Here is a 16,377-nt window from a genome sequence, read left to right on the forward strand (position 1 = left end):
AGACACCTTATGCTGAATACAGAATTTTCTCCTTGGCCCAGCTTCTCTGAAGAAGAAGTGCAGGCCGTATCCGCAGTATTGCGCTCCAATAAGGTGAACTACTGGACCGGCACGGAATGCCGGGAGTTCGAGAAGGAATTTGCAGCCTGGTGCGGCACCCGCTATGCGGTGGCCTTGGCCAATGGCACACTGGCGCTGGACCTTGCTCTGAGGGCTTTGAATATCGGCCCGGACGACGAGGTCATAGTGACGCCGCGTACCTTTATGGCCAGTGTGTCCTGCGTAGTAAACGCCGGTGCTATTCCCGTGTTTGCCGATGTGGACGCCGACAGCGGCAATTTGACGGCAAGCAGCATTGCCGCCGTCGTGTCGCCGCGAACCAAGGCGGTGATCTGCGTGCACTTGGGGGGGTGGCCTTGCGACATGGATCCCATCATGGCCCTTGCAGACCAGCACGGCTTCAAGGTCATTGAGGACTGTGCTCAGGCGCATGGCGCGCTTTACAAGGGGCGACGCGTGGGGGGTATCGGCCATGTGGGTGCCTGGAGCTTTTGCCAAGACAAGATCATGACCACCGGTGGCGAGGGCGGTATGGTGACCGTCAACGACGAGGCACTTTGGCGCTCCATGTGGGCGTATAAAGACCATGGCAAAAGTTATGCGGCTGTCTATGAGCGTGCGCACCCCCCCGGCTTTCGCTGGGTGCATGAAGGCTTCGGGACCAATTGGCGCATGCTGGAAGTTCAGGCCGTGATTGGGCGTATTCAATTGCAGCGCATGAAGGACTGGAACCAACGACGTGCTAGCAATGCGCAGGCCCTCTTGTCAGTATGTCGCGAGTTTGATGTTCTGCGCGCACCCGTTCCTGCAGAGTATTCGCGCCACGCTTGGTATAAGTTTTATGCCTATATCATTCCTGCCTGCATGAAAAAAGGGTGGAGCCGCGACAAAATTCTGCAGGAAATATCTGCCCAGGGAGTGCCTTGTTATCAGGGGTCCTGCTCAGAGGTATATCGGGAAAAGGCATTTGACGGCACGGGGTTTAGACCTGCGGAGCCGCTCGCGGTTGCCAAAGAATTGGGTGAAAACAGCCTGATGTTCCTAGTGCACCCGACTTTGACCGAGGCCGAAATAGATAAAACCTGTACAGTTTTGAAATCGATTTTCTCGCAAGCCTGTGCATAATCATTGAGTTATCTTCAACGCGAGGTGCTATGTCTAATCTGATCGATATCCAAAGCCAAATCGAAAAACTGCAAAAACAGGCCAGCGAAATCAAGGCCAAGGAATTCAATAGTACGGTGCAGGACATCTTGGCAAAAATGCAGGCCTTTGGCATCACGATCAAGGATTTGCAAAGTGCTAAGCCGGCCAAAGCTGGCAAGGCAGGCCGTGGCAAAAAGACTATTGCAGCCAAAAAAACTGCCAAGGTGAGCAAGACGGCTGGCGTCGCGGTGGCTGCCAAGTACCGTGGCCCCAATGGCGAGACCTGGTCTGGCCGTGGCTTGATGCCCAAGTGGTTGGCCGCGCTGGTGGCGCAGGGGCAAAGCAAGGAATCGTTTGCTGTGAATGCTCAATAGTCGGCGGGTTCTCGCTTGGCCGCGTGCGGTCAAGCGCTTGGCCGTCATTGCGCTGGACGTAGTCCTTGCCGTGGTGGCCACCTGGATCGCCTACGCACTGCGTCTGGATAGCGCCTACTACCCCGTAGGCCAGCAATGGTGGGTCTATGGGGTGGCCCCGTTGCTGGCCATTCCCATCTTTATTCGTCTGGGGCTCTACCGGGCGATCTTCCGCTACACCGGTCAGGCCGCCTTGATTGCTACCGGCAAGGCGGTGGCCATGTATGCCGTGTTGCTCACGGCGCTGCTCTTGTGGCAGCAATGGCAGGGGGTGCCGCGTAGCTTGGGGCTGTTGCAACCCATCATTTTTCTTGTGCTCGTTGGCGCCAGCCGTGCCTTTGCCCGCTTCTGGCTGGCCGGCTTGGCCGCGCAGTCGGCTGGCCGTGCCGGGCGACTGCTGATTTTTGGCGCGGGCTCTGCAGGTGCACAGACGGCGGCTGCGCTGGGGCTGGCGCGCCACTACACGCTGATCGGTTTTGTCGACGACGACACCAGCAAGGATGGCCGCAGTATCAATGGCGTTCCTGTGCATGCCGCCGGGAAGCTTTTGCAGTTGGTGCGCGACGAGGCGATCACTGACATCCTGCTGGCCATGCCCCGCGCCACGCGTGAGCGGCGCAACCAGATCATCCAGTCCTTGCAAGGGCAGCCAGTGCACGTGCGCACCTTGCCCAGCATGGGTGATCTGGCCAGCGGCAAGGTCACGGTACAGGACATCCACGAACTGGATATCGAAGACCTGCTGGGGCGCGATCCGGTGGCGCCCAATGCGGCCTTGTTGGCGCAGGACTTGGCGGGCCAGGTGGTGCTGGTATCGGGTGCTGGTGGCAGCATAGGCGGCGAGTTGACACGCCAGATCGTGCTGCAGCGGCCGCGTCAGTTACTGCTGCTGGACCACAATGAGTTTGGTCTCTACGCCATCCACCAGGAACTGGAAGCCGTGTGTGCTACCCAGCAGCTCGGCGTGGAATTGGTGCCGCTGTTGGGCAGCGTGATCAATCCCGAGCGCCTGCGCGCCATTTGCGAGACCTATCGCCCTGCCACGGTCTACCACGCAGCCGCCTACAAGCACGTGCCCATGGTGGAAGACAACCCCGGAGAGGGTGTGCGCAACAATGTCTTTGGCACCCAATACATGGCGCAGGCCGCCGCGGCCGTGGGTGTGAAGCGTTTTGTGCTCGTCAGTACCGACAAGGCGGTACGTCCCACCAATGTGATGGGAGCGACCAAGCGCGTGGCCGAGCTGGTGCTGCAGGCGTTGGCGCAAGAGCATCCCGGTACCTGCTTCTCCATGGTGCGCTTTGGGAATGTACTGGGCTCCAGCGGCAGCGTCGTGCCCCTGTTTCGCAAGCAGCTCGCTGCTGGCGGGCCGCTGACGGTGACCCACGAGGAGGTCACGCGGTACTTCATGACCATTCCTGAGGCGGCACAACTGGTGCTGCAGGCTGGCGCGATGGGGCAGGGGGGCGACGTGTTTGTGCTCGACATGGGACAGCCCGTGAAAATCATGGACCTAGCACGCCGCATGGTGCAGCTCTCGGGTTTGTCGGTGCGCGATGCGGCGCATCCGTCTGGTGATATCGAGATTGCCGTCACTGGCCTGCGCGTCGGTGAGAAGCTCTATGAGGAGCTGCTGATAGGCGACAACCCCCAGCCCACGGCACACCCCCGCATCATGAAGGCGCATGAGCCCATGCTGCCCTGGGCGCAGTTGCAACCGGAGCTGGCCCAGCTTTGGGACGCGGCCCAGGCCAACGATGCCGAGGCTATCAAAGCCTTCATGGGGCGCCATGTGCAGGGCTACCAGGCTGCCTGACATTGCTGTTGGCCTGCCGCAAGGCAGGGCCGCGGTGATGCGGCACAATTTGGACTTCTTTCCCGAACCCACTACGGACCCTGACCATGTCTGACACCAGCGCACCGTCTCCCATCGCCCCTTTTGACAAGGCGCAGATCCTGGCCCAGGCCTTGCCCTATATCCGCAAATTCCACGGCAAAACCATGGTCATCAAGTACGGCGGCAACGCCATGACTGACCCGGCTCTGCAAAAGGCTTTTGCTGAAGACGTGGTGCTGCTCAAGCTGGTGGGGATCAACCCCGTGGTGGTGCACGGCGGTGGCCCGCAGATCGAGAATGCGCTCAAGCGTCTGGGCATGCAGGGCCAGTTCATCCAGGGCATGCGGGTGACCGATGCGCCGACCATGGAAGTGGTGGAGTGGGTGCTGGGCGGTGAAGTGCAGCAGGACATCGTGGGCCTGATCAATCAGGCCGGCGGCAAGGCCGTGGGACTGACCGGGCGTGATGGCGCCATGATTCGTGCGCGCAAGCTCAAGATGCTGGACAACACAGACCCCAGCAAGGAGCACGACGTGGGCCAGGTGGGCGACATCGTCAGCGTGGACCCCAGCGTGGTCAAGGCGCTGCAGGACGACGCCTTCATTCCCGTCATCAGCCCCATCGGTTTTGGTGAACACAATGAGAGCTACAACATCAACGCCGACGTGGTGGCCGCCAAGCTGGCCACAGTATTGCAGGCCGAAAAACTCATGATGCTGACCAACATCAGTGGCGTGCTCGACAAGGCTGGTCAGCTCATGACCGACCTGACCGCCAAGCGTATTGACGAGCTGTTTGCCGACGGCACCATCAGCGGCGGCATGCTGCCCAAGATCGCCGGCGCGCTGGACGCTGCCAAGAGCGGCGTGAACTCGGTGCACATCATCGACGGCCGCGTGCCGCACGTGCTGCTGCTCGAAATCCTGACCGATCAGGCCTTCGGCACCATGATCCGCTCGCACTGATCTGCTATTGAATTGGTAGCTACTTGCGCACATTCCATTGGGGCTGGAGGCATAAAACACCATGAGACTGCTGCTGGTCGAAGATGATGTGATGGTGGCCAGCGGCATCAAGCTGGGACTGTCCGATGCGGGCTACGCCGTGGACTGGGTAGGTAGCGCCGAACGTGCGCTGGAAGTCACGGCGGCCGAGTCCTTTGACGTGGCCGTGGTCGACATCGGCCTGCCCCTCATGGATGGCCTGGAACTGACCCAGACCCTGCGCAAGAATGGCCACAGCATGCCGGTGCTCATCCTCACTGCGCGCGACGCGCTGCAGGACCGCGTGCAGGGCTTGGACATGGGCGGCGACGACTACATGATCAAGCCATTCGAGCTGCCCGAGTTGCTGGCCCGCCTGCGTGCGCTCTTGCGCCGCTCGCAGGCCGCCACCTCGGCCACATTGAGCTTTGGCCCGCTGGAGCTGGATACGGCCCAGCGCCTGGCCTGCATTCGCGCAGAGGGTGGCGTGACCCAGCCTATCGAGCTGGGTCCGCGCGAGTGGACGGTGATGGAATACCTGCTGCTGCAGGCTCCCAAGCCCGCCAACAAGGACAAGCTGCTGCAGGCCCTGACGGGGTGGGACAAGGAGATCACCCCCAACGCGGTGGAGGTCTATATCTCCCGCCTGCGCGGCAAGCTGGAGCCGCACGGCATCGCGCTGCGCTCCATCCGCGGTTTTGGTTACCGGCTGGAACTGCTGGCTGGCTAAGCCGTGATAACCAGCGGCATGTCATCCGGCTTGCAGCGGCGCCTGCTGCTCTTGCTGCTGTTGCCCCTGCTGCTGCTGGCCCTGCTCAACACTTGGTTTGACTTTCGCAGTGCCGACAGTGTTGCCTTGCAGCAGGATCGCCAGCTCCTGAACCTTGCCCCTTTGCTCGCTGACTCTGTCATCGGAGGTGGCACCACCGCGCAGAATCCCCCCCTCTTGCTGACGGCGCCGCCCGTGGATGAATTCCTGCACAGCCGCCCGGACCTTTCGGCCTTCGCGGTGGTGAATCTGGAGGGGCATGTGCTGGTGGGTGACGACTGGCTGACCGGCCTGCCGCCCACCACCAAGGAGGCCGAGTTCTCCAGCGAGGAGTACCGTGGCGTCACCTACCGCATCGTCAGTCAGCGTGCCAAGACCACGGCGGGCGAACTGGTGGTGCGCTTGGCCGATGGCTCCGACCCGCGCCAGCACTGGCTTACCCTGCTCGCGTTCAAGGTGCTGGTGCCCAACATGGTCTTGGCCATTGCCGGCTTCTTCGCCGTCAACTGGGCGGTACGCACCGCGCTGCGGCCCCTCTTGGAGCTCAAGGACGCGGTGGAGCGCCGCTCGCCGCGCGACCTGTCCGCGCTGGACCCTGATGCCTCGCCTGACGAGGTGCGCCCGCTGGTGCTCTCGCTCAACCGTCTCTTCGGTCTGGTGAACGCCCAGGCGGAAAGCCAGGCCCGCTTTGTGGCCGACGCGGCCCACCAACTGCGCACCCCCTTGGCGGGGCTGCAGGCGCAGGTGGAAGCCTGGGCGCAGGCGGTTACGGGCAGCAAGCAGGCGTCAAATGGTGCTGTGGCCCCCGCCAATAGTGCGCAAGCAGCTATTACTTTGGGAGCGGATCAGGTGCTGCGCCTGCGCCACGCCGCGCGCCGCACCTCGCAACTGGCCAACCAGCTGCTGGCCCTGTCGCGCGCCGACGCGCGCAGTGCCCAGGCCCAGCCGCTGCAGCGCGTGGACTTGCAGCAGCTGTGCGAGGCGGTGCTGGAGACCCTGCTGGAATCCGCCACGCGCAAGGATATCGACTTTGGCCTGGATGCGGCCCACGCCCACATCAGCGGACAGGAGTGGCTGCTGCGCGAGTTGCTGGTCAACCTGGCCGATAACGCCATCAAGTACACGCCCGCTGGCGGGCGTGTCACGCTGCGTTGTGGGCTACGCGCGCCCACGGCGGAGGCAACCCCCACGCCGTTTCTGGAGGTGGAGGACGACGGCCCCGGCATCGCCCCGCAGGAGCGCCGCCGCGTGCTGGAGCGCTTCTACCGCGTGCCGGGTACGGCGGTGGAGGGCAATGGCCTGGGCTTGGCCATTGCGGACGAGATTGCCCGCGTGCACCGCAGCCACTTGCAACTGGCCACTGGCGCCGGTGGGCGCGGCCTGCGCGTCTGGCTGAGTTTTCCCGCTTGAAACGGCAAAGCCCTGTGCGAGAATCATTCGACGCCAACGCCCACCACACCATGCCCGACGCCACCGCACCCCTTGCAGACTTGGCCGAGACTGCGGCCCCGACCAGCACCCGCAAGCGCCCCAAGCCCGGCGAGCGGCGCGTACAGATTCTGCAGACCCTGGCCGGCATGCTGGAGCAACCCGGTGGCGAACGCATCACCACCGCCGCCCTGGCCGCGCGCCTGGACGTGAGCGAGGCAGCCCTTTACCGCCATTTCGCCAGCAAGGCGCAGATGTTCGAGGGCCTCATCGACTTCATTGAAGAAACCGTCTTCACGCTGATCAACCAGATCGTTGAACGCGAACCCGCCGGTGGTGTGGCCGCCGCTGCGCGCATTGCCAGTATGCTGGTGCAGTTTGCCGAGAAGAACCCCGGCATGGCCCGCGTCATGGTGGGGGACGCGTTGGTGCTGGAAAACGAACGCCTGCAGCAGCGTATGAACCAGCTCTTTGACAAGGTCGAGGCCGCGCTCAAGCAATGCCTGCGCGATGCTGCGGCCGATTCCGCCACGCCCACGGTGGACGCTCAGGTGCGCGCTGCCGCGGTGACTGCCTTTGTGGCCGGCCGCCTGCAGCGCTATGCGCGCTCGGGCTTCAAGCGTTTGCCCTCCGAACACCTGGAGCCAGCGCTGCAGCTGATGCTGGGGTAAACCCGTAGTCTGCTTAGGATTAGCCCTCTAGAACACTGGGGTTCTGGGGGCGGATGGTGGAAATGCTGCAAAATAGCACGATCGTTCTATTTTTGTGGTGTGTTTCCATGTCTCTTGCTTCGGTTCCCAGCCAGCCCCAGACCGCGCCAGATGCCCCGGCCAAGCGCGCGCCGGCCAAGCGCGCCATGCAAAAAGGGCAGCAGACCAAGGCCGCCATCGTCGAGGCCGCGTTGGGCCTGGCCACGCAGATTGGCCTCGAAGGGCTGAGCATAGGCGTATTGGCCGAAGTCACCCAGATGAGCAAGTCGGGTGTGTTTGCCCACTTCGGCTCGCGTGAAGAGCTGCAGATCTCCGTCATCCGCGAGTACTTCAACCGCTTCGAGCAGGAAGTGTTCTACCCCGCGCTGCACGCTGAGCGTGGTCTCCCGCGTGTCGAAGCACTGTTCAACAACTGGATGAAGCGCGTGGCCGTGGAAATCCAGTCGGGCTGCATCTTCATCAGCGGTGCCGTCGAGTTCGATGACCGCCCTGGCCCCGTGCGCGATGCGCTGGCCAGCTCGGTTCAAACGTGGCTCAGCGCCCTGTATCGTGCCGTGGTGCTGGCCAAGCAGTGTGGCCACCTGCACGCCAACGCCGACGAACACCAGATGGCCTTCGAAATCCATGGCCTCATCCTGGCCCTGCACTACGAAGCCCGCTTCCTCAAAAACCCCGGCTCCATCGAACGCGCCAACCGGGGCTTTGCCAACATCCTGGCGCGCTATGGCGCCAAGCCGGCCTGAGTCCAGGCCTCCCATCCATTCAGTTACCCCTAGGAGAAAGCACCATGCCAACTTACACCCCCCCACTGCGCGACATGCAGTTCGTGATGCACGAAGTGCTCAATGTGGTCGACGAGTTCAAGCAAATCCCCAAGCATGCGGACATTGACGCCGATACCATCAACGCCGTGCTCGAAGAGGGTGGCAAGTTCGCTGCCGAGGTGACATTCCCCCTGAACATCAGCGGTGACGAAGAGGGTTGCAAGATCGATCAGAGTACCCACGCAGTCACTACGCCCAAGGGCTTCAAGGAAGCCTATGCCAAGTACATCGAGGGCGGCTGGGCTGCCTTGGGCTGCGACCCGGAATACGGTGGTCAAGGCCTGCCCTATGTGGTCAACGGCATGTTCTATGAAATGCTCAACAGCGCCAACCAGGCCTGGACCATGTACCCCGGCCTGACCCACGGCGCCTACGCTGCGCTGGAAACCCATGGCACCCCCGAGCAAAAGGCCACCTACCTGCCCAAAATGACCAGTGGCGAGTGGACCGGCTCCATGTGCCTGACCGAACCCCATTGCGGTACCGATCTGGGCCTGATGCGCACCAAGGCCGAGCCTCAGGCTGACGGCACCTACCGCATCAGCGGCAACAAGATCTTCATCAGTGCTGGTGAGCACGACATGACCGACAACATCATCCACCTGGTGTTGGCCCGCCTGCCTGATGCGCCTCCTGGCATCAAGGGCGTGAGCCTGTTCATCGTGCCCAAGGTGCTGGTGAACAAGGACGGTTCCCTGGGCGAGCGCAACGGCATCTATTGCGGCGGCCTGGAGCACAAGATGGGCATCCACGGCAACGCGACTTGCCAGATGGTGCTGGATAACGCCGTAGGCACCATGGTGGGCCAGCCCAACAAGGGCATGCAAGGCATGTTCGTGATGATGAACGCCGCCCGCTTGGGCGTGGGCAACCAGTCCCTGGGCCTGACCGAAGTGGCGTTCCAGAACGCACTGGCCTACGCCAAGGACCGCATCCAGATGCGTTCGCTGACCGGCCCCAAGGCCAAAGACAAGCCCGCCGATCCGATCATCGTGCACCCCGATGTGCGCAAGATGCTGATGACCGCACGTGCCTACGCTGACGGCGGCCGCGCTCTGCAGGCCTACTGCTCCATGCTGCTTGAAAAAGAGCACAACCATCCCGACGAGAAGGTGCGCAAGGACTCTGGCGAAATGCTGGCCATGCTGACCCCTATCGCCAAGGCTTTCCTGACCGACAACGGCCATATCGCCACCAACGCCTGCATGCAGGTCTTCGGCGGCCACGGTTTCATCAAGGAATGGGGCATGGAGCAGTTTGTGCGCGACAACCGCATCAACATGATCTATGAAGGCACCAACACCATCCAATCCTTGGACCTGCTGGGCCGCAAGATCCTGGGCAACAACGGCGCCACGCTGAAGAAGTTCGGCAAACTGGTGGGCAAGCTGGTGGAAGAAGAGGGCGTCAACGAAAAGATGGCCGAATTCATCACCCCCATCGCCGTCCTCGGCGACCAGATGACGAAGTTCACGACCGAAATCGGCTTCAAGGGCTTCCAGAACCCCGACGAAGTGGGCGCAGCCGCCGTGGACTACCTACGCGTGGCCGGCCATCTGGTGTTTGGCTACTTCTTCGCACGCATGGCCCGGGTGGCACTGCGTGAAATCGCTGCCGGCAACACCGACCCCTTCTACGTGGCCAAGCTGCAGACCGCACGCTTCTACTTCGCCAAGCTGTTCCCCGAGACCGCGACCCTGATGCGCACCGCGCGCGCCGGCTCCAAGTCCCTGATGGACACCGAGGCGGCTTTGGCCTAAAACCAGCCCTGCTATTTGGCACTTCAGTCCTTTTCTCGACAGCACTACAAGGAGACAACCATGCTGCGTACGACTTTGGTATTGGCAATCGGATGCTGCGCTGGCGCAGCCATGGCGCAAATGAACCCCGTGGGGCTCTGGAAGACGATCGACGACAAGGACGGCAGTGCCAAGTCCGAGATCCGCATCGTGGAAACCGCGGGCGTGATCAGCGGCAAGATCGAGAAGGTGCTGGACCCCAAGTCCAAGCCCGATGACAAGTGCGTGGAGTGCAAGGACGACCGCAAGGACCAGCCCATCGTGGGCCTGGACCTGATGCGCGGCCTGAAGAAGTCCGAAACGCGTGACAACCTGTGGGACGGCGGCACCATCGTGGAGCCGTCAACCGGCAAGGTCTACAAGGTGCAGCTCACGCCCATCGAGGGCGGCAAGAAGCTCGAAGTCCGCGGCTACATCGGTGCGCCCCTGTTCGGCCGCACCCAGACCTGGATTCGCGTCCAGTAAACCCATGAACCAGGGCCGGCTGCGTGCCGGCCCATCTGCGAAAGAATGGCCATGTCCAAATTTCAAGTGAAAAAAGTTGCCGTGCTTGGTGCCGGCGTGATGGGGGCGCAGATCGCGGCCCACCTTGTCAACGTCAAGGTGCCCGTGGTGCTGTTCGACCTGCCCGCCAAGGAGGGCGCCAAGAACGGCATCGTGACCAAGGCCATCGACAACCTCAAGAAGCTCAAGCCCGCGCCGCTGGGCGTGGCAGACGACGCCGCGCTGATTGGCCAGGCCAATTACGAAGAGCATCTGGAGCAACTGCGCGACTGCGACCTCATCATCGAGGCCATCGCCGAGCGCATGGACTGGAAGCTTGATCTGTACAAGAAGATCGCCCCGTTTGTCGCCCCCCACGCGATCGTGGCCAGCAACACCTCGGGCCTGTCGATCACCAAGCTCTCCGAGGCCCTGCCCGAAGAAATCAAGCCGCGTTTCTGCGGCATCCACTTCTTCAACCCCCCGCGCTACATGGCGCTGGTGGAACTGATCAACACCCCCACCACCCAGCCCAAAGTGCTGGACGACCTCGAAGCCTTTGTGACCAGCAACCTGGGCAAGGGCGTGGTGCGTGCCAAAGACTCCCCCAACTTCATCGCCAACCGTGTCGGCATCGCCGGCATGCTGCTGACCATGAAGGAAGTGGAAAACTTCGGTCTGACCTTTGATGTGGTGGACGACCTCACGGGCAAGAAGCTGGGTCGCGCATCGTCGGGTACCTTCCGCACCGCCGATGTGGTGGGCTTGGACACCATGGCCCACGTGATCAAGACGCTGCAGGACACCTTGAGCATCGAGACCGACCCCTTCTACGAAAGCTTCGCCACCCCCACCGTGCTCAAGACTCTGCTCGAAATGGGCAACTTGGGTCAGAAGACCAAGGCCGGCTTCTTCAAGAAGGTGGGCCGCGATGTGTCGCGCTTCGACCTTGCCAGCAAGGAATATGTGCCCGCCGGCCAGAAGGCCGACGAGGTCTACGGCCGCATGCTCAAGAAGCCTGCTGCCGAGCGCCTCAAGCTCTTGCGCAATGCCGAAGGCAAGGAAGGCCAGTTTCTCTGGGCCATCCTGCGCAACAGCTTCCACTACGCGGCCATCCACCTGGCTTCCATCGCTGACAACGCGCGCGATGTGGACTTCTGCATGCGCTGGGGCTTCGGCATGAAGCAAGGCCCATTTGAGCTCTGGCAGGAAGCCGGTTGGCTCGAAGTGGCGAAGATGGTGCAGGAAGACATCGACGCCGGTAAGGCCCTGTGCAAGGCGCCGCTGCCGGAGTGGGTGTTCAAGGGACCTGTGGCCGAGCGTGGAGGTGTGCACCAGCCGGAAGGTTCGTGGAACCCCTCCACTGGCCAGTTCGTCGCCGTGCGCCAACTGCCCGTGTACGCGCGCCAGCACTTCCCCGAGAGCGTGCTGGGTGCCAACGCGCCCAAGGCAGAAACTGCCGGCAAGACCGTGTTCGAAGACGAGTCCATCCGCCTGTGGACGCTGGACGATGAAGTGCTCATCGCCAGCATCAAGACCAAGATGCACGCCATTGGTGGTGGCGTCATCGAAGGTCTGCTGCAGGCCCAGGAGCTGGCCGAGAAGGACTACCAGGGCTTGGTGATCTGGTCGCCCGACGAGATGTTCTCTGCCGGTGCCGACCTGCAAGGCATGATGCCCGCCTTCATGATGGGCGGTGCCAAGGCCATTGAAGGTGCAGAAGCCGAGCTGCAAAACGCCATGCTCAAGCTGCGCTACTCCAACGTGCCCGTGGTCTCCGCCATCCGTGGTCTGGCCTTGGGCGGTGGCTGCGAACTGGCGGTGTACTCCAGCAAGCGCGTAGCCGCGATGGAAAGCTACATCGGCCTGGTGGAAGTCGGCGTGGGCCTGGTGCCTGGCGCTGGTGGCCTCACCTACATCGCACGTCGTGCCGCCGAGAACATGGCGCTGTCCACCTCCAAGGACATCCTGCCTTTCCTGACCGAGGGCTTCACCGCCGCCGCCATGGCCAAGGTGGGCACCAGCGCGCTCGAAAGCCGCAAGCTGGGTTACCTGCTGGACAGCGACATCGTGGTGCCGCACAAGGATGAGCTGCTGTTTGTCGCCATCAACGAAGCCAAAGCCTTGTTCAACGGCGGCTACCGCGCGCCGCACAAGCGCAGCTTCCCCGTGGCCGGACGCAGTGGCATTGCCACCATCCGCGCCCAGCTAGTCAACATGCGTGATGGCGGCTTCATCAGCGCGCATGACTTCCACATCGGCTTGCTGATTGCCGAAGTGGTGTGTGGCGGCCAAGTGGATGCCGGCACCCTGGTGACGGAGGAATACCTCATGGCCATGGAACGCAAGGCATTCTGCAGCCTGCTGACCCACCCCAAGACGCAAGAACGCATCATGGGCATGATGTCCACCGGCAAGCCGGTGCGCAACTAAGATGGCTCAGCCCAACCGCCTGGCCCGTTCGATTGCCAAGCTCGAGCGCGTGCCTGCCTTTCTGCGTCCCTGGGCGCGGAGCAAGGTCATGGGCCGCGCCGTTCCTTTCACGGGCACGGCCGGGCTGGACTTTGCGCACATGGCGCCTGAACGTGTGGAGATTGCCGTGGCCAATGAGCGCCGCGTGCAGAACCACATCCAGGGCGTGCACGCCGCCGCTATGGCCTTGTTGGCCGAAACGGCCACGGGCATGGTGGTGGGCATGAATGTGCGTGATGACTGCCTGCCCCTGGCCAAGACCATGCGCATCGACTTCAAGCGCCGTGCCCAAGGTGCCATGCGCGCCGTGGCCACCCTGTCCGATGCGCAGCGCCTGCAGATGCTGCAAAGCGACAAAGGCGAAGTCAGCGTGCCTGTGCTGGTCAGCGACGAATCGGGCGAGCAGCCCATCCAGTGTGAATTCATCTGGGCGTGGATTCCCACCCCGAAAAAATAAAGGAGTTTCCCTATGAAACAAGTCCAAGACGCCTACATTGTTGCCGCCACCCGCACCCCCATCGGGCGCTCCGGCCGTGGCTACTTCCGCAACACTCGCCCCGACGAACTGCTGGTTGCAGCGCTGAAGAGCGCCATGACCCAGGTCCCCACGCTGGACCCCAAGGCGATTGAGGACGCCATCATCGGCTGCTCCTTCCCCGAGGGCGAGCAGGGCATGAACATGGCCCGCGTGGCCGTGGGCCTGGCCTTTGACCACCCCGTGGGCGGCATCACCGTCAACCGCTTCTGCGCCTCCGGCATCTCCGCCATCCAGATGGCCGCCGACCGCATCCGCGTGGGCGAAGCCGATGTGCTCATCGCCGGCGGCGCCGAATCCATGAGCATGGTACCCATGGGCGGCAACAAGCCCTCCTTCAACCCCGCCATCTTCGAGCGCGATGAGAACGTCGGCATCGCCTACGGCATGGGCCTGACCGCTGAAAAAGTGGCCCAGCAGTGGAAGGTGACACGCGAGATGCAAGACGCCTTCGCGCTGGAATCGCACCTGCGCGCCATCAAGGCCCAGCAGTCGGGTGAGTTCAGCAACGAAATCACCTCCATTGACGTGATCGAGCGCACGCCCAACCTCGCCACGGGCGAAGTGTCCACACGCACGCGCACTGTGAGCCTAGACGAAGGTCCCCGCCCCGACACCTCGCTCGAAGGCCTGGCCAAGCTCAAGCCCGTGTTCGCTGCCCGTGGCAGTGTCACCGCTGGCAACAGCTCGCAGACCAGTGATGGCGCCGGCGCCCTCATTCTGGCGAGCGAAAAGGCCGTCAAGCAATTCGGCCTGACCCCGCTGGCGCGCTTTGTCAGCTTCGCCGCCCGCGGCGTGCCGCCCGAAATCATGGGCATCGGCCCGATCGAGGCCATCCCCGCCGCGTTGCGCTACGCCGGCCTCAAGCACGAAGACATCGACTGGTTCGAACTCAACGAAGCGTTTGCCGCCCAGTCGCTGGCCGTCATCAACACGCTAGGCCTGGACGCCACCAAGGTCAACCCCATGGGCGGCGCCATTGCGCTGGGCCACCCGCTGGGCGCCACCGGTGCCATCCGCGCCGCGACCGTGGTGCACGCACTGCGTCGCCACAACCTGAAGTACGGCATGGTCACCATGTGCGTGGGTACCGGGCAGGGTGCCGCCGGCATCTTCGAGCGCGTGTAAACGCCAATCCGAAAGGCCACCTCGTGTGGCCTTTTTTTATTCTTCAGGAGTGCAGCATGGCCAGCCCTTCTTTTGTCTCCCACACCCTGCAGGCCGAAGACGGCACGCCGTTGGCCCTGCGCACTTACGCGCCCCAGGGCGCGGCACGTGGCAATGTCGTCATAGGCGGCGCCATGGGCGTGCGCCAGGACTACTACGCCGCCTTCGCCCAGTGGCTGGCGGCACAGGGCTGGCAGGTCACCAGCTTTGACTACCGTGGCATGGGCGACTCACTACCCGCGGGCGGGCTCAAGGGTTTTCGTGCCGACCTTTATGACTGGGCGCGCGACTACGAAGCTGTCATCACCCAGGCCAAGGCCAGCCTGCCGGAGCGGCCGCTGTACCTGCTGGGCCACAGCCTGGGTGCGCAACTGCCGGGTCTGCTGCGCAACGCGGGCCAGGTCGACGGCCTGCTCAGTGTGGCAGCGGGCAGTGGCTACTGGCGCGAGAATGCGCCCCAGCTCAAGCGCATCGTGCCCTACTTCTGGTTCATCCTGGTGCCGCTGGCCACGCGCCTGTGCGGCTACTTCCCGGGCAAGCGCCTGCGCAAGGTCGGTGACCTGCCCAAGGGCGTGATCCTGCAGTGGCGCAAGTGGTGCCTGAACCCGCGCTACAGCGTGGGCGCCGAAGGCAGCGCCGTGCAGCAAAGTTATGCCAAGGTGCAATTTCCGGTGCTGGCCCTGTCGGTCACCGACGATGAGCTTATGACACTGCGCGGCACGCACAGCCTGGTCAATCTCTACGAGAATGCGCCGCGCTCGGTGCTCAGCATTGCCCCATCCGACGTGGCTGTGCGCCGCCTGGGACACTTCGGTCCCTTCCGCCCTGAACACCAGACCTTGTTGTGGCCGCGCCTGGAGCAGTGGCTCAGCGGTTTCGCAAACACTTCTTCCCAACCCGTTTCCGCATGACCCATCCTTTTGATGAAGCTGTGGCGCTGCAACGCCAGACCGATGGTGGATGGTTGGGCCATACCCATTCCGGTTACGCCAACATGGTGGGGCCGTTTGGCGGTATCACTGCTGCGCAGGCCCTCTCGGCGGTGCTGCAGCACCCGGATCGCCTGGGTGAGCCGGTATCGTTCACCGTGAATTTCTGCGCCGCTGTCGCCGATGGCAGTTTCACGCTGCAGGCGCGCCCGGTGCGCACCAATCGCTCCACCCAGCACTGGAGCATTGAGATGTTGCAGGATGGCCAGGTGGTACTCACCGCCACCGCCGTGACGGCGGTGCGCCGCGAAACCTGGAGTCTGGATGAGGAGCCCATGCCGGCTTGCCCGCCGCCGCAGTCATTGGCCCTGCCGGAGGTGCGTGCCCCCATGCAGTTTGTGCGGCGCTACGAGTCGCGGCCGGTGGTGGGTTCCCTGTCGCAGGAATGGAACGGCAGCGGCGAGAGCAGCCTGTCCCAGCTCTGGGTGCGCGACCACCCGCCGCGTCCGCTGGACTTTGCCTCGCTCACGGCCATCGCCGATGTTTTCTTTCCGCGCGTCTTCATTCGCCGAGCCACCCCTACGCCCGTGGGTACGGTGTCCATGACCGTCTACTTCCATGCCAGCACTGAGCAACTCGCGGCCACAGGCAGCGGCTACCTGCTGGGCCAAGCCAAGGCCCAGGCCTTTCGCAACGGGTTTTTTGACCAGAGTAGCCAGCTTTGGAACGAAGCAGGCGTATTGCTGGTCAGCACACACCAGATCGTCTATTACAAGCAGTGACGCAAACAGTGATCCAATCAGGCCATCCCTTCACGAGACA

General features: G+C 63.0%; 15 protein-coding genes. All 15 read left to right on the forward strand.

Annotated features, from left to right (window positions below; genetic code table 11):
• The first annotated feature begins 9 nt into the window (after window positions 1-9).
• The 15 genes from AC1RNN_RS11110 to AC1RNN_RS11180 all read left to right on the forward strand — a co-directional run bounded on the left by AC1RNN_RS11110 (window position 10) and on the right by AC1RNN_RS11180 (window position 16,337).
• Window positions 10-1,185, forward strand: a complete 1,176-nt coding sequence (locus AC1RNN_RS11110; protein WP_493089351.1) for a DegT/DnrJ/EryC1/StrS family aminotransferase — start codon at window positions 10-12, stop codon at window positions 1,183-1,185.
• 29 nt (window positions 1,186-1,214) lie between these two features.
• Complete coding sequence (locus AC1RNN_RS11115; protein ID WP_493089349.1) at window positions 1,215-1,580, forward strand: H-NS histone family protein; 366 nt, start codon at window positions 1,215-1,217, stop codon at window positions 1,578-1,580.
• A complete protein-coding gene (locus tag AC1RNN_RS11120; RefSeq protein ID WP_493089348.1) occupies window positions 1,570-3,435 on the forward strand; it encodes a polysaccharide biosynthesis protein in 1,866 nt (621 codons plus the stop codon). The genes AC1RNN_RS11115 and AC1RNN_RS11120 overlap by 11 nt, the downstream gene beginning before the upstream one ends.
• 86 nt (window positions 3,436-3,521) lie before the next feature.
• Window positions 3,522-4,421 (forward strand): acetylglutamate kinase, encoded by a 900-nt coding sequence (argB, locus tag AC1RNN_RS11125; protein ID WP_493089346.1) that lies wholly within the window; start codon window positions 3,522-3,524, stop codon window positions 4,419-4,421.
• Window positions 4,422-4,482: 61 nt separating this feature from the next.
• Window positions 4,483-5,169, forward strand: coding sequence for a response regulator (locus AC1RNN_RS11130; protein WP_493089344.1), 687 nt, complete (start codon window positions 4,483-4,485; stop codon window positions 5,167-5,169).
• Between the two features lie 18 nt (window positions 5,170-5,187).
• The gene (locus AC1RNN_RS11135) at window positions 5,188-6,618 is read left to right on the forward strand and encodes a sensor histidine kinase (protein WP_493089342.1); all 1,431 of its coding nucleotides are present in this window, start codon (window positions 5,188-5,190) and stop codon (window positions 6,616-6,618) included.
• A gap of 50 nt (window positions 6,619-6,668) precedes the next feature.
• Window positions 6,669-7,307, forward strand: a complete 639-nt coding sequence (gene slmA, locus AC1RNN_RS11140) for a nucleoid occlusion factor SlmA (RefSeq protein WP_493089340.1) — start codon at window positions 6,669-6,671, stop codon at window positions 7,305-7,307.
• Window positions 7,308-7,492: 185 nt separating this feature from the next.
• Window positions 7,493-8,089, forward strand: coding sequence for a TetR/AcrR family transcriptional regulator (locus AC1RNN_RS11145; protein ID WP_493089499.1), 597 nt, complete (start codon window positions 7,493-7,495; stop codon window positions 8,087-8,089).
• A 44-nt stretch (window positions 8,090-8,133) separates the two neighbouring features.
• Window positions 8,134-9,930 (forward strand): acyl-CoA dehydrogenase C-terminal domain-containing protein, encoded by a 1,797-nt coding sequence (locus AC1RNN_RS11150; RefSeq protein WP_493089338.1) that lies wholly within the window; start codon window positions 8,134-8,136, stop codon window positions 9,928-9,930.
• A gap of 60 nt (window positions 9,931-9,990) precedes the next feature.
• A complete protein-coding gene (locus AC1RNN_RS11155) occupies window positions 9,991-10,434 on the forward strand; it encodes a DUF2147 domain-containing protein (protein ID WP_493089336.1) in 444 nt (147 codons plus the stop codon).
• Window positions 10,435-10,485: 51 nt separating this feature from the next.
• Window positions 10,486-12,885 (forward strand): 3-hydroxyacyl-CoA dehydrogenase/enoyl-CoA hydratase family protein, encoded by a 2,400-nt coding sequence (locus AC1RNN_RS11160; RefSeq protein ID WP_493089335.1) that lies wholly within the window; start codon window positions 10,486-10,488, stop codon window positions 12,883-12,885.
• A gap of 1 nt (window position 12,886) precedes the next feature.
• A complete protein-coding gene (locus AC1RNN_RS11165; protein WP_493089333.1) occupies window positions 12,887-13,381 on the forward strand; it encodes a DUF4442 domain-containing protein in 495 nt (164 codons plus the stop codon).
• Between the two features lie 12 nt (window positions 13,382-13,393).
• On the forward strand, window positions 13,394-14,587 hold the full coding sequence (locus tag AC1RNN_RS11170; protein WP_493089331.1) for an acetyl-CoA C-acyltransferase: 1,194 nt from the start codon (window positions 13,394-13,396) through the stop codon (window positions 14,585-14,587).
• Window positions 14,588-14,643: 56 nt separating this feature from the next.
• Window positions 14,644-15,537, forward strand: coding sequence for an alpha/beta hydrolase family protein (locus tag AC1RNN_RS11175; RefSeq protein ID WP_493089330.1), 894 nt, complete (start codon window positions 14,644-14,646; stop codon window positions 15,535-15,537).
• Window positions 15,534-16,337, forward strand: a complete 804-nt coding sequence (locus tag AC1RNN_RS11180) for an acyl-CoA thioesterase (protein WP_493089328.1) — start codon at window positions 15,534-15,536, stop codon at window positions 16,335-16,337. Before AC1RNN_RS11175 ends, AC1RNN_RS11180 begins: the two co-directional genes overlap by 4 nt.
• Window positions 16,338-16,377: the final 40 nt, after the last annotated feature.

It is taken from the genome of Rhodoferax sp. GW822-FHT02D07 (assembly GCF_058802405.1).

What these genes read in the sequence shown, in the direction of transcription:
- AC1RNN_RS11135 (WP_493089342.1), top strand. Translation starts at nt 5,188, where the DNA reads ATGTCATCCGGCTTGCAGCGGCGCCTGCTGCTCTTGCTGCTGTTGCCC.
- AC1RNN_RS11110 (WP_493089351.1), top strand. Translation starts at nt 10, where the DNA reads ATGCTGAATACAGAATTTTCTCCTTGGCCCAGCTTCTCTGAAGAAGAA.
- AC1RNN_RS11175 (WP_493089330.1), top strand. Translation starts at nt 14,644, where the DNA reads ATGGCCAGCCCTTCTTTTGTCTCCCACACCCTGCAGGCCGAAGACGGC.
- AC1RNN_RS11165 (WP_493089333.1), top strand. Translation starts at nt 12,887, where the DNA reads ATGGCTCAGCCCAACCGCCTGGCCCGTTCGATTGCCAAGCTCGAGCGC.
- AC1RNN_RS11150 (WP_493089338.1), top strand. Translation starts at nt 8,134, where the DNA reads ATGCCAACTTACACCCCCCCACTGCGCGACATGCAGTTCGTGATGCAC.
- AC1RNN_RS11120 (WP_493089348.1), top strand. Translation starts at nt 1,570, where the DNA reads ATGCTCAATAGTCGGCGGGTTCTCGCTTGGCCGCGTGCGGTCAAGCGC.
- AC1RNN_RS11180 (WP_493089328.1), top strand. Translation starts at nt 15,534, where the DNA reads ATGACCCATCCTTTTGATGAAGCTGTGGCGCTGCAACGCCAGACCGAT.
- AC1RNN_RS11170 (WP_493089331.1), top strand. Translation starts at nt 13,394, where the DNA reads ATGAAACAAGTCCAAGACGCCTACATTGTTGCCGCCACCCGCACCCCC.
- AC1RNN_RS11145 (WP_493089499.1), top strand. Translation starts at nt 7,493, where the DNA reads ATGCAAAAAGGGCAGCAGACCAAGGCCGCCATCGTCGAGGCCGCGTTG.
- AC1RNN_RS11115 (WP_493089349.1), top strand. Translation starts at nt 1,215, where the DNA reads ATGTCTAATCTGATCGATATCCAAAGCCAAATCGAAAAACTGCAAAAA.
- slmA (WP_493089340.1), top strand. Translation starts at nt 6,669, where the DNA reads ATGCCCGACGCCACCGCACCCCTTGCAGACTTGGCCGAGACTGCGGCC.
- argB (WP_493089346.1), top strand. Translation starts at nt 3,522, where the DNA reads ATGTCTGACACCAGCGCACCGTCTCCCATCGCCCCTTTTGACAAGGCG.
- AC1RNN_RS11130 (WP_493089344.1), top strand. Translation starts at nt 4,483, where the DNA reads ATGAGACTGCTGCTGGTCGAAGATGATGTGATGGTGGCCAGCGGCATC.
- AC1RNN_RS11155 (WP_493089336.1), top strand. Translation starts at nt 9,991, where the DNA reads ATGCTGCGTACGACTTTGGTATTGGCAATCGGATGCTGCGCTGGCGCA.
- AC1RNN_RS11160 (WP_493089335.1), top strand. Translation starts at nt 10,486, where the DNA reads ATGTCCAAATTTCAAGTGAAAAAAGTTGCCGTGCTTGGTGCCGGCGTG.